Origin of the sequence: Reyranella sp. (genome assembly GCF_004297265.1) — a bacterium.
In the GTDB taxonomy this organism is placed as follows: domain Bacteria; phylum Pseudomonadota; class Alphaproteobacteria; order Reyranellales; family Reyranellaceae; genus Reyranella.
Genome location: NZ_SCUT01000054.1, coordinates 206981 through 219463 on the forward strand (window position 1 = coordinate 206981; position 12483 = coordinate 219463).

The 12483-nt window shown below is 66.8% G+C and carries 14 protein-coding genes; 4 read left to right on the forward strand and 10 right to left on the reverse strand.

Annotation, left to right across the window (positions count from 1 at the left end; all coding sequences use genetic code 11):
• Positions 1–18: 18 nt before the first annotated feature.
• The 4 genes from hfq (at position 19) to EPO41_RS24865 (ending at position 2822) form a co-directional block, all read left to right on the forward strand.
• A complete protein-coding gene (gene hfq, locus EPO41_RS24850) occupies positions 19–264 on the forward strand; it encodes an RNA chaperone Hfq (RefSeq protein ID WP_068189217.1) in 246 nt (81 codons plus the stop codon).
• 76 nt (positions 265–340) lie between these two features.
• Entirely contained in the window at positions 341–1621 is a 1281-nt protein-coding gene (gene hflX, locus EPO41_RS24855) for a GTPase HflX (protein ID WP_296331339.1), read from the forward strand.
• A gap of 71 nt (positions 1622–1692) precedes the next feature.
• Positions 1693–1980: a co-chaperone GroES gene (locus EPO41_RS24860; protein ID WP_296331294.1), complete on the forward strand. Its 288-nt coding sequence runs from the start codon at positions 1693–1695 to the stop codon at positions 1978–1980.
• A gap of 5 nt (positions 1981–1985) precedes the next feature.
• A complete protein-coding gene (locus tag EPO41_RS24865; protein ID WP_296331297.1) occupies positions 1986–2822 on the forward strand; it encodes an inositol monophosphatase family protein in 837 nt (278 codons plus the stop codon).
• 67 nt (positions 2823–2889) lie between these two features.
• On the opposite strand, the gene mazG is transcribed toward EPO41_RS24865, so the two are convergent.
• From mazG to EPO41_RS24915, 10 genes are all read right to left on the reverse strand, one after another.
• Entirely contained in the window at positions 2890–3723 is an 834-nt protein-coding gene (mazG, locus tag EPO41_RS24870) for a nucleoside triphosphate pyrophosphohydrolase (RefSeq protein ID WP_296331299.1), read from the reverse strand.
• A gap of 74 nt (positions 3724–3797) precedes the next feature.
• Positions 3798–4457, reverse strand: coding sequence for a hypothetical protein (locus EPO41_RS24875; RefSeq protein ID WP_296331302.1), 660 nt, complete (start codon positions 4455–4457; stop codon positions 3798–3800).
• 84 nt (positions 4458–4541) lie between these two features.
• Positions 4542–5312 (reverse strand): MBL fold metallo-hydrolase, encoded by a 771-nt coding sequence (locus EPO41_RS24880; protein WP_296331305.1) that lies wholly within the window; start codon positions 5310–5312, stop codon positions 4542–4544.
• Positions 5303–6091 (reverse strand): TatD family hydrolase, encoded by a 789-nt coding sequence (locus tag EPO41_RS24885; RefSeq protein WP_296331307.1) that lies wholly within the window; start codon positions 6089–6091, stop codon positions 5303–5305. Before EPO41_RS24885 ends, EPO41_RS24880 begins: the two co-directional genes overlap by 10 nt.
• Before the next feature lie 2 nt (positions 6092–6093).
• Positions 6094–7701 carry a methionine--tRNA ligase gene (gene metG, locus EPO41_RS24890; protein ID WP_296331310.1) on the reverse strand — a complete coding sequence of 536 codons (1608 nt, stop codon included), beginning with the start codon at positions 7699–7701 and terminating at the stop codon, positions 6094–6096.
• A 142-nt stretch (positions 7702–7843) separates the two neighbouring features.
• Positions 7844–8986, reverse strand: coding sequence for a DNA polymerase III subunit delta' (locus tag EPO41_RS24895; RefSeq protein WP_296331312.1), 1143 nt, complete (start codon positions 8984–8986; stop codon positions 7844–7846).
• A gap of 3 nt (positions 8987–8989) precedes the next feature.
• Complete coding sequence (gene tmk / locus EPO41_RS24900; RefSeq protein ID WP_296331314.1) at positions 8990–9616, reverse strand: dTMP kinase; 627 nt, start codon at positions 9614–9616, stop codon at positions 8990–8992.
• A gap of 8 nt (positions 9617–9624) precedes the next feature.
• Entirely contained in the window at positions 9625–10917 is a 1293-nt protein-coding gene (locus EPO41_RS24905; RefSeq protein WP_296331316.1) for a serine hydrolase, read from the reverse strand.
• Positions 10901–11971, reverse strand: a complete 1071-nt coding sequence (locus tag EPO41_RS24910; protein ID WP_296331318.1) for a septal ring lytic transglycosylase RlpA family protein — start codon at positions 11969–11971, stop codon at positions 10901–10903. Before EPO41_RS24910 ends, EPO41_RS24905 begins: the two co-directional genes overlap by 17 nt.
• Before the next feature lie 57 nt (positions 11972–12028).
• Positions 12029–12483, reverse strand: a 455-nt coding sequence (locus tag EPO41_RS24915) for a lytic murein transglycosylase (RefSeq protein ID WP_296331320.1), incomplete at its 5' end; no start/stop codon positions are given.

The window sequence follows — 12483 nt, forward strand, 5'->3', positions numbered from 1 at the left end:
CACCAAGAGGCCAAGAACATGAGCGAAAAGGCACAAAACGTTCAGGACGTCTTCCTGAACCACCTTCGGAAGAACAAGACTCCGGTCACGATCTTCCTCGTGAACGGCGTGAAGCTGCAGGGCATCGTCACGTGGTTCGACAATTTCTCGGTGCTGCTGCGCCGCGACGGGCATTCGCAGCTTGTCTACAAGCATGCGATCTCGACGATCATGCCGGTCACACCGGTGCAGCTGTTCGACGGGGACAAGGCCGACGCAGGCTGATTTGATCGACGAATTCGAGCAGGACGACTTCGAAAAGCGCACCCGCAAACCGCTGGACACCGTGCGACCCGCCACGGTGGCCGCGGTCCTGTGTCCGTTCGAGCAGCGTTTGCGGGGGCGCAGCGAGCGCGATAGCCAGGCCAAGCTCGAAGAGGCGGTGGGTCTTGCCCGGGCCATCGATCTCGACGTGCGCCTGGCGCAGGTGGCACCGCTTCGCCAGGTAACGCCCGCAACCCTGGTGGGCAAGGGTGTGGTCGCCCGCATGGCCGCCGCGGTCGAGGAACTGGGCATCGGCCTGGTCGTCGTCGACGACAAGCTGACGCCCGTCCAGCAGCGCAACCTCGAGAAGGCCTGGCAGACCAAGGTCATCGACCGCACCGGTCTGATCCTGGAAATCTTCGGTGCGCGCGCCCGAACGCATGAGGGGCGGCTGCAGGTCGAACTGGCGGCGCTCGACTACCAGCGCGGCCGCCTGGTGCGGTCCTGGACCCATCTCGAGCGGCAGCGCGGCGGCTTCGGCTTCCTGGGCGGCCCCGGCGAATCGCAGATCGAGATCGACCGCCGCCTGATCGGCGAGCGCATCGTCAGGATCAAGCGCGACCTCGAAGGCGTGCGCAAGACGCGCGCCGTCAATCGCGCCGGCCGCAAGAAGGCGCGGCTGCCGACCGTTGCGCTGGTCGGCTACACCAATGCCGGCAAGTCGACGCTGTTCAACCGCATGTCGGGCGCCGAGGTCATGGCCAAGGACCTGCTGTTCGCCACGCTCGACCCGACCATGCGGTCGATCAAGCTGCCGAACGGCAAGTCGTGCGTCCTCTCCGACACGGTGGGCTTCGTCTCGGATCTGCCGACCCACCTGGTCGCCGCCTTCCGCGCGACCCTCGAAGAGGTGATCGAGGCCGACCTGATCGTGCATGTGCGCGACATCTCCCATCCCGAAACCGAGCAGCAGCGTGCCGACGTCGAAGAGGTGCTGCGTGAACTCGGCGCACTGGACGAGGCGGGGGGCCGCCCGTTCATCGAGGCACTGAACAAGGTGGACGCTCTGCCCGGGGAGGTCCGCGCGACCCTCGAGACCCGTACGACCACCGGCGCCGAGCGCGCGCGGCAATACCCGGTGTCGGCGTTGACCGGCGAGGGGGTCGACCGGCTCCTGACCGCCATCGCCGACCTGCTGGGGGCGGCCGGCGAGGCGCGCGAGGTCTCCGTGCCCCTGGCCGACGGCGCGACCATCGCCTGGCTCTACCGGCACGGCGAGGTGCGCAGCCGCCGGGACGAGGGGGATACCGCTTGGCTCACGGTTGCGCTGGATCCCGCCGCGACGGCCCAGTTCGAGCGACGCCAGCAGGTGCGTTGATACCTCTGCGTTGACACTCCGCGGGCGCCCTTCCTATAAGCGCCCGACATTCTCACGACGAAGGAAACACCATGGGTTTCAAGCCTTTGCACGATCGAATTCTGCTGAAGCCGGTGGCCGCCGAGACCCGCACCAAGGGCGGGCTGATCATTCCCGACACCGCCCAGGAAAAGCCGATGCAGGGCAAGGTCGTCGCGGTCGGCAAGGGGCGCCGCCTCGAGGATGGCCGCCTGCAGGAGCTCGGAGTCAAGGTCGGCGACACCGTCCTCTACGGTAAGTGGTCCGGCACCGAGGTGAAGCTCGGCGGCGAGGATCACGTGATCCTGAAGGAAGAGGATCTCTTCGGCGTCGTCGGCTGAGGCCGATGCTCGATTCCGGCGGCTCGGAACGGGTCGCCGAACTCATGCGCGAGACGGCGGCAGCCGAGCTGCTGCCCCGTTTCCGCAATCTCTCCAGGGACGACGTCCGCCAGAAGCGGCCGGGTGACATCGTCACGGTGGCTGACGTGGCGTCCGAGCAGCGGCTGGCCACCGGGCTCGCCAAGATCCTGCCCGGCGTTCCGGTCGTGGGCGAGGAGGCCGTCGAAAAAGACGCAGGCCTTCTCGATCTCATCGGCCGTCCAGGCGAGGCCTGCTGGATCGTCGATCCGCTCGACGGCACTGCGAACTTCGCCGCGGGCCGGGACCGCTTCGCGATGATTATCTGCCTGGTGCAGGACGCCACGGCCGTTGCCGGCTGGATCCTCGATGTGCCGAACGACCGGATGGCGGTGACCCAGCGCGGAAGCGGGGTGAGATTCGATGGCAATCTTATCCTGGGCAAGCCGGCCCTGGGCGCCTTGAACGGCTTCGTCGGCTATAAGATCGCGAAATCCTTTGACGAACAGCTGAGCCCCGGACAACGCGCCCGCCTCGGTAACATCACCACCTTGCGCTGCGCCGGCGCAGAATATCTCGAGATCCTCGCGGGCCGCGCGAATTTCAGCCTCTACCGCACGACCAAGCCGTGGGATCACGCCGCCGGCACGCTGATGATGCGGGAAGCGGGCGGCGGCGCCGTGCAGTTCGGCGCGGCGCCCTACACGCCGGCCCAGCCCCTCAATGCCGGACTGATCACCGCCTCTACCGAGGAGGCGCTGAACGAGGCGAAGGCGCTTCTTGAAGCCTCCCGTATGCCGCTGCTGACGCCCAGAACGTCCTAATGGAGTGCGCCACTCCGGTGGCGCTCATGCTCGTGATTGCGCCACTGGGGTGGCGCGCTCCAATGGCTCAGGCTGGCGTCTTGGCCTCCTGCCAGAGGGCTTCCATTTCCTCGAGGCTGGCGTCGGACGGCTTGCGGCCGCTCTCCGCCAGCCGGCGCTCGATGTGGCGAAAGCGTTTCTCGAACTTGTCGTTGGTGGCCCGCAGCGCCACCTCGGGGTCGACCTTGCAATGGCGGGCGAGGTTCGCGACGGCGAACAGGACATCGCCAAGTTCGTCCGCGACCTTGGCTTGCTCGACCTTTCCAGCCACCAGCTCGGCCCGCAGTTCCTTCAGCTCTTCCTCGATCTTGTCGATGACTGGTGCGATCGTGGGCCAGTCGAATCCGACCCGGGCCGCCCGCTTCTGGATCTTCTCGGCCCGCATCAGGGCGGGAAGGGCGCGCGCCACACCGTCCAGGGCACCCGCCGCGCCTTCGATGGCGCCGCCCTTGGCTGCCCGCTCGGCGGCCTTGCGCGCCTCCCAGGAGACGGTCTGGGCATCGGCCGTGCGGATATCCATGTCGCCGAAGACGTGCGGGTGGCGATCGACCATCTTCTCCGCGATGGCGGCTGCAACGTCCTCGAAGCCGAAGGCCCTGGCTTCGCTGGCGATCTGGCTGTGATAGACGACCTGCAGCAGCAGGTCGCCAAGCTCTTCCTTCAGCGCCGCCATGTCATCGCGCTCGATGGCATCGGCGACCTCGTAGGCTTCCTCGATCGTGTAGGGCGCGATCGTGCGGAAGGTCTGGTCGATGTCCCAGGGACAGCCATGTTCGCGGTCGCGCAGCCAGGCCATGACGGCCAGCAGCCGCGGGAGCGGTTCCTTGGGCAGGGAATCCGGAGTGGGCTTGCCTGATGTCATGGCGTCGAACTCATTCCCAATTATCGTATAATATATATTATGACAAATAGAGATATTATACGTATACCAGCATGTTACCAGTCTATGCGCATGTTTTTCGCAATCAGGGCCAGCAGCTGCAGCCCGCGGCCGGCCTCGCTGGCCGGCATGCCGAGGGTGACCAGGACAGCGACCTTCGGGTTCCTGGGATCCGGAATGATCAGGTCGAAGACGGTGCGCGGTCCGCTATTGTCGGACTGTCCCTTCGGCACGTTCTCGTAGACGATCACGAAGCTGCCGTCGCGGAGCTTGCGGGCCTGGGCCTGCACACCCGGACGGCGGGCCTTCATGGAGCCGGCCTTGGTGGCGGCGTAGTGCTCGGCGTCCCGGACACCCTCGTAGGCGAAGTCGACGCGCCAGACGATCAGGCGGATGCGCTTGTCGCCCGTGTAGGCGACGCCCCGCTCTCCGTCCTCGCTGGCCTGCCAGCCCATCGGCAGCAGCAACTCGACCTTGACCGAATCGAAGCGCAGCCGGACCGCCTGGCTGGCCGGGTCGATCCCGAGGACCCGGGTGAAATTTTGTGTGGTACCGCCGCCGATGCTCTGTTCACCGCGGGTGTAACTCGCACCGTTATCGGGCACTCCGAAGTCTCTGAACGTGAGGCCGCCGGGGTCGAGTCGATTGGTGGTCTGGGCGTGGAGTGCCGACACCGGAGCCGTCAGAACGATCGCTGCGACGGCGGAGAGGAACATCCGGCGTCCGGACTCCTTTCGTTTACGCTCGTGCATCAGATTAGGATGATCCGATAGACGCCTGTAATATAACAATTATTCACCCTAAAGGTCGATTTGAAGACCGTCGTGGCAAGGCGTCACGTGAGCCGGCGTCGTCCGGTCGACTTCAGCATAGTCCATATCGACATGCAGGTTGGTCAAGAACGCCCGCCGCGGCCCGAGCCGTTCTATCCACTCCAGGGCACGGTCGAGATGGGCATGTGTCGGGTGTGGCCGATAGCGCATGGCATCGACGATCAGTACCTCGACGCCTTCGAGCGCCTTCAGCGACTCCTCGGGCAGCATGACGACGTCGTTGGCGTAGCCTATGGCGCCGAAGCGAAAGCCCAGCGAGTTGATGGTTCCGTGGTCCTGCTGGAACGGCACGACAGGAAGGCCGGCGGCCCGAAAGGGACCGGCGATCACCGTGTGGCGATAGATCGGATTATAGAAACCGTTCCCCTCGGCATGGAAGCAGTAGCCGAAGCGCCGGCTGAGCACGCCGTAGGTTCGCTCGTCCGACCACGATTCGATCTGGCCGTGGCGCAGCGCAAAGGGGCGCAGATCGTCAATCCCATGGCACTGGTCGGCATGGTCGTGGGTCCAGATCACCGCGTCGATCCGCTCGACCTCGGCGGCCAGAAGCTGGCTGCGCACGTCGGGCGAGGTGTCGATCAGCAGGGTCTTGCCTTGGTCCTGCACCAGGATGGAGCAACGGGTGCGGCGGTTGCGCGGGTCGGACGGGTTGGCCGCCCCCCACTCGCCCTTCCCCCCCGGCCCGCCGACCCGGGGAACGCCGGCCGATGTCCCGCAGCCCAGGATCGTCACGCGCACCGGGAACGCTCCGCCTTGGTGAACAGCCGGAAGAAATTGTCGGTCGTGGCGGCCTCCAGCTCGGCCAGGCTGATGCCCTTGAGCTCCGCCACCTTGGCCGCCGTGTGGGCGACGAAGGCGGGCTCATTGGTCTTGCCGCGCTTCGGCACCGGCGCCAGGTAGGGCGCGTCGGTCTCGACCAGCAGCCGGTCGAGCGGCACGTCGCGCACGATGGCGCGCAGATCCTCGGCCACCTTGAAGGTCACGATGCCCGAGATCGATATGTAGAAGCCGAGCGCCAAGGCGCGTTCAGCCACGGCGCGGCCGGAGCTGAAGCAGTGGATCAGGCCGGGGAAGGCGCCCTTCCCGTATTCGTCCTCCAGGATGTCTCCGGTCTCGGTATCGGCGTTGCGCGTATGGACGATCAGCGGCAGGCCGGTCTGGCGCGACGCGGCGATATGGGCGCGGAAGCTCTCGGCCTGCTCCTCGCGCGGGCTGTGCTCGTAATAGAAATCGAGGCCGGTCTCGCCGATGCCCACGACCTTGGGATGACGCGTCGCCTCGATCAGCCGGTCGGGGGTGCGTTGCCCCTCCTCCTTCGCCTCGTGCGGATGGACGCCGACCGAGCACCAGACATTGTCGTGGCGCTCGGCGATCGCCCTCACCCGCTCGAACTGGTCGAGCCGCGTGCCGATCGTCAGCATGCCGGCCACGCCGGCGGTGCGGGCACGCGCCAGCACGCCCGACTCGTCCTTCGTCAGCTCCGGGAAGTCGAGATGGCAGTGACTGTCGATCAGCATTCTCAGCCCGCGACCTTGGGCTGCTTGGGTGCCTTGGGCTGTTTCGGCGGCTTGGCCGGCGCAGCGGCAGGCGCCGGCTCGACGAAGCGCGGGAAAACGCCCTGCGGCGGCGGCAGCGCCGTGCCAGGGATCAGATCCTCGTCGAAGGCGGCATAGACGCGCTTCTCAGGCGGGACCGCGAGCTGATCCAGGATCTTCGCCGTCGATCCCGGCATGAACGGTTGCACCAGCAGGGTGACCCGCCGGATCGTCTCGGCCAGCACCCACAGGACCGTGTCGCGCCGCACCGGGTCGGTCTTGGCCAGTGCCCAGGGCGCCTGCGCGTCGACGTAGCGATTGGCGTCGGCGATCACTTCCCAGATGGCGGTCAGCGCCTTGTGGAACGCCTGGTCGTCCAGCTCTGCCCGCACGATGGCCAGCAGGCCCTTCGCGCGGTCGAGCAGCGCCGTGTCGGCCTCGACCAGCTCGCCCTTCGGCGGAACCTTCTCGCCGCAATTCTTGGCGACGATCGACAGGACGCGCTGGCAGAGATTGCCGTAGGCGTTGGCGAGGTCGGCGTTCATGCGGCCGATCAGGGCGCGGCGCGAGAAGTCGCCGTCGTTGCCGAACGGCACTTCCCGCAACAGGAAATAGCGCACCTGGTCGAGCCCGAAGGTCTTCACCAGCTCCACCGGGTCGATCACATTGCCCAGCGACTTCGAGATCTTCTGGCCCTCGTTGGTCCACCAGCCGTGCGCGAAGACACGCTGCGGCGGCGGCAGGCTCGCGGCCATCAGGAAGGCCGGCCAGAACACGCAGTGGAAGCGGATGATATCCTTGCCGACCATGTGGAGGTTGGCCGGCCAGTACTTCCACAACGGATCGGCCTGGTCGGGATAGCCGCACTCGGTGATGTAGTTGGTCAGTGCGTCCAGCCACACATACATGATGTGCTTCTCGTCGCCGGGCACCGGAATGCCCCACGAGAAGCTGGTGCGCGACACCGAGAGGTCCTGCAGGCCGCCCTTCACGAAGCTCAATACCTCGTTGCGCCGGCTGTCGGGGCCGATGAACGAAGGGTTCTTCTCGTAGTATTCGAGCAGCCGATCGGCCCAGGCCGAAAGCCTGAAGAAGTAGGACGGCTCCTCGACCCACTGAACCTCGGCGCCGGTCGAGGTGGCGCGGCGCTTGTTGTCCGGTCCCACCTCGGTCTCGCTCTCGACGAAGTAGGTTTCGTCGCGCACCGAATACCAGCCGGCGTACTTGCCGAGATAGATGTCACCCGCCGCAACCAGCTTCTCCCACAGGGCCTGGCAGGCCGCGTAATGGCGCGGCTCGGTCGTGCGGATGAAGTTGTCGGGGGTGTAGTTCATCACGCCGATCAGGTCACGGAACGACTGGCTCACCTTGTCGGTGAAGGCCTGCGGCGGGAGGCCGGCGGCGGCTGCGGCCGTCTCGATCTTCTGGCCGTGCTCGTCGGTGCCGGTCAGGAAGTGAACGTCGTCGCCATCGAGCCGCTTGAAGCGCGCCAGCACATCGCAGGCGAGCGTCGTGTAGGCATGTCCGATATGGGGGACGTCGTTGACGTAGTAGATCGGCGTGGTGACGTAGTAGGTGCTTTTGCCCGACATGATGACTGAACTCCGAACGGCCGCCCCTTCCGGGGCACGAGACTCAAGCGCGTTCAGCCCCGCATTCGTGCGCGGGGCAGCGAGTCTCCGATGTCGGACCGGGGCAACATGGCCGACCTTTTCTCACGCCTACCCCCATGGATCAAGGTGCAGCTCGGCGTGTCGCGGATTGCAGCGCCAGGAAGCTGCCCATGACGGTTTGCTTGCGGTCGAGATTGACGGCGTCGGCGCGTGAAAAGAGCATCGCGACATGCTCCGAGGCCGCCATCCAGCGATCCAGGCTGGCAGCCGCCAGCAGCCTTGCCCGCAGCCCGCTCTCCATCGGCACGACGGGTGCAGCTTCCGTGGTGAGCGCCGCCTGCCGCATCAGGCCCTTCAGCCAGCCGTCGAAGAGATAGTTGAGCGCGCGCCAGTCGGCATTCGCCTCCTCGCCGCGTTTGGCGAAGCGTTCGGCAAAACCGTGCAGCCGCGGCATGTCGAGGTCGGGAAGGGTCGCCAGCACCTCGACCATCTCGCGATAGAGTTCGAGGCTGCCGGCGCCCGCCAGCTCGAGGGCGCGCCCGATACTGCCCTCGGCGAGCCGGGCGAGCGCCCTTCTCTCCTCGTCCTTGGTTTCCGGCGCATAGTCGCCCAGCAGCTTCACCACCGTATCCTCGTCGAGCGGCTGCATCGCCAGGCGCCGGCAGCGTGAGCGGATGGTCGGCAGCAGGCGGCCCGGTGCATGCGACACGATCAGCAGCACCGCGTTGGGCGGCGGCTCCTCGAGGATCTTCAGCACCGCGTTGGCGCTGTTGCGGTTCATCTCGTCGGCCGAGTCGACGATGGCGACGCGCCATTTTCCCATCGCCGGCGTCATGTGCATGAACTCGCCCAGCCCGCGCACGTCGTCGACCGCGATCTCGGCGCGGATACGGCCGGTATCGTGGTTCAGCGCGCGGCGGAGGTGGAAGAGATCGGGATGCGAGCGTGCGTCGATCAGATGGCGGCCCGGCGCATCGGCCGATACGTCGAGCGACTCGGGTCCACCGCCGAACAACCCGCCCTGGTCCTGGCCCGCCAGCAGAAAGCGTGCGAACCGCCACGCCAGCGTCGCCTTGCCGATGCCGCGCGGTCCCGTCAGCAGCCAGGCGTGATGCAGCCTTCCGCTCTGTTGCGCCGCCAGCATCGTCTGCTCGGCCTGCTCATGGCCGATCAGCCGGTCGTTGCGCCAGGGCGGCGGCCAGCCATAGGGCCATTCGAGCTTCTCCAGCTCGGCCGGATCAGACGGCGTCTTGCCCCGCGCCACGGCTCAGGCTCCCAGGCGCCTTGTCACCGCGTCGGCGATCGCCTTGGCAATTTCGTCGATACCGGCGGTGGCATCGATCACGACGCAGCGTTCGGGATCGGCCTTGGCGATGTCGAGGAAGCCGGCGCGTACGCGCTCGTGAAAATCGACCGGCAGCGATTCGTAGCGCGTCTCGGTGCCCCGCCGCGCCGCCGCGCGCTTCAGGCCGGCCTCGACCGGCAGGTCGAGGATCAGGGTGAGGTTCGGCCGGAAATCTCCCACGGCGATATCGTAGAGCGTACCCAGCATGGCGCGATCGGCACCGTGTCCGTAGCCCTGATAGGCCATGGTCGAATCGGCGAACCGGTCGGAGACGACCCAGGTGCCGTTCCTGACGGCAGGCAGCACCGTGCTGCGCAGATGCTCGCGGCGGGCCGCAAAATGCAGCAGCGCCTCGGTGACCCCGTCCCAGCGCTCCACGGGCCCTTCGACCAGGAGCTTGCGCACCATCTCGGCGCCCGGCGCGCCGCCCGGTTCGCGGGTGGCGATACACGTGTGCCCCCGCGCCTCGATCCATTGCTTGAGGCGGGTGACCTGTGTCGACTTGCCGGCCCCTTCTCCGCCCTCCAGCGTGATGAAAAGTCCTTCCACACCTGCCGTCACGAGAGCCAGCCGAACATGTAATGCTGCACCATCGTGGTGATCCTGCCGAACACGCCCATGCGCGGCACGTCGGCACCCGCTTCGAGCGGATACTCCATCGTACGGTTGTCGGGCAGCGTGACGATGGCGGTACCGACTTTCGTTCCCTTGATAATGGGCGCGGCGATCGGGCCGTCGAAGCGCGCGACGACGCGTGGCGTCACCGTCTGGCCCGCGGGCATCGTGAGCTGCACGGTCTTGGGGACGACCAGCGGCACCTTGTCCTGTGCGCCGAGCCAAACCGGGGCCTCGACCAGCATGTCGCCGGCGCGGAACACCGTGATGTTGGTCGACTCGCGGAAGCCCCATTCCATCAGCCGCGCCGTCTCCTGCGCGCGCTCCGCCATCGAGGTGAGGCCGTTGACGACCAGGATCAGCCGGCGCCCGTCGCGCACCGCCGAGGTGGTCTGGCCGTAACCGCCCTCTTCCGTATGACCTGTCTTGAGGCCGTCGGTGCCGGGCGTGATCTTCAGCAGCCGGTTGCGGTTCTCCTGGCGGATGTTGTTGTAGGTCCAGTTCGTCTCCGCATAGTACTTGTAGTACTGCGGGTAGTCGTCGATCGTATGCCAGCCCAGCACCGCGAGATCGCGTGCCGTCGTGTACTGGCCCTCGGCCGGCCAACCCGACGCATTCTTGAATACCGTCTTCGTCATGCCGATTTCCTTCGCGCGCTTGTTCATGCGCTCGGCGAAGGCTTCCTCGGACCCGGCAAGACCTTCGGCGATCACCACGCAGGCATCGTTGCCCGACAGGATGATGATGCCCTTGATCAGGTCCTCGACCGTGGCTTCGCTGCCCAGTTCGAGGAACATGCGCGAGCCGCCCATGTTGCGGGCACGCTCGCTGACCCGGAAGCGCGTGTCGAGCTTGAGGCGTCCGGCGGCCAGCTCGTCGAAGATGATGTAGATGGTCATCATCTTCGACATCGACGACGGCGGCATCGGCGTCTCGGCGTCCTTGAACAGGAGCACCGTCGAGGTCTGCGGATCGACCATGAAGGCGTGGCGCGCCAGGGTGCCGATACCGACCTGAGAGGGCGGCAGCGCTTCGACCTTGGGTGCGGCGGGTTCCTTGGGCGCCGGCTTGGCTGCCGTCGAGGCGGGAGCCCGCGGCTTGGCCGGCGGCTTCTGTTGGGTCGCCGGCTTCTTCGGCGGATCCTGCTGGGCGTAGGCGGCGATCGAGAGGCCGGCGATGCCGGCCGCGGCGAGAAGCGTCGCGAAGACGCGCATCGGGTTATTCAGAGACCACACGGGCATCCCCATAGCCTGAACGCTTGAGCCGGTCGGCGACAATGCCGGCGGCGTCGGGAGTGGTATAGGGCCCCAGCCGTACGCGATAAACATCGCGTCCGCCCGCCGAGGCCTGCGAAATCTCGGGATGTCCGTAGCTGCGCACCGCGCCGCGTTGCTTCTCGGCGTTTTCCTGCGTGGAGAACGCGCCGACCTGAACGAAGAAGCCATTGAGCTGCGACGACGGCGTCGCCGTGGCTGTCGTCGCCGAAAGCGACGCGATGGTGGGCGGAACATCGCCCGACGCTGACCTCGGCGCACCGAAAGGCACATTGCGCGGTGGGGGCGAATATACCGTCTGCGCAGGAGCCGCCGGTGCGGGCGGCGGCTCATAGGCCGCCTGCATGACCGGTGGCGGCGGCGCCGCGACGGGCGCCGGGGCCGGTACCGGCGCGGGGGCCGGTGCCGGAGTCGGGGCCGCCCGGCTGCCACTCGCGAGTTGGGCGACGGCCTGCTGCTGTTCCGCGGGACCGCCGCCGCTCAAGGCGACGTCCTTCACAGCGAGGCTCTCGGCCTGGAGCTGGTCGATGCGAACCCGCGCCGTACCCCTGCCGACCATGTCGATCTCCTCCGCCGCCGTGCGCGACAGGTCGATGACGCGGGAGCGGGCAAAGGGGCCGCGGTCGTTCACCCGGACCACCGTGCTGCGCCCGTTCTCGAGATTGGTGACCCGCACGATGGCCGGCATCTGCAGGGTCCGATGGGCCGCCGTCCGGTCGGACTGGTCATAGCGCTCGCCATTGGCGGTCGATTTGCCGTGGAAGCCCGGCCCGTACCATGACGCGGTGCCGGTCTCGGTGAGGTCGAAGGTTTCCCGTGGCGTATAGGTGACGCCGTCGATCTTGTAGGGTTGGCCGATCTTGTAGGTTCCGCGCTGCGCCACACTGCTGCTGGCGCCTCCCCCGCCCTTGCTGGACGAGCCACAAGCCGCGAGGCTGGCGGCCAACGCGGCGACGCCGCAAAGACGAAGCGTGCCGGAGAGGGGAAATGTCAATTTTACCAACACTAGCGGCATGATGTTAACATTGTACATCATCTTGGGCCGCCAGAGGAACGCCTCCTGCGGATGTCTTCAGGCGGCGATCCGGTCGGACAGGAGACCCACCGCCAGGGCGAAGAAATCCGACTGATTCCAACGCAGGATCACCTTGAAATTCTCCGTCGTCTGGTAGGCCGGACCGCCAGTCCCTGCCGGTCGTACGATGCGGCCCCCGCCCCCGGCCTGCGCCCCCGGAGCGACCTCGTCGCCCCAGCGCAGTCCCGGCCGCCAGCCGACCTTGCGCAGGTAATTCACGATCGAGGCGAAGACGTCGAGCTTGTTGGTCCAGATGTCCTTGCGGCCGTCGCCGTCGCCATCGGCGGCATAGGCGAGGAAGCTGGTCGGGATGAACTGGCACTGGCCCATGGCGCCGGCCCACGAGCCCTTCATCGCATGCAGGCCGACATGGCCCTGCGACAGGATCTTGAGCGCGGCGATGAGCTGCTCGCGGAAGAACTTGCCGCGGAAGTTGTTGTGGACCAGCGTCG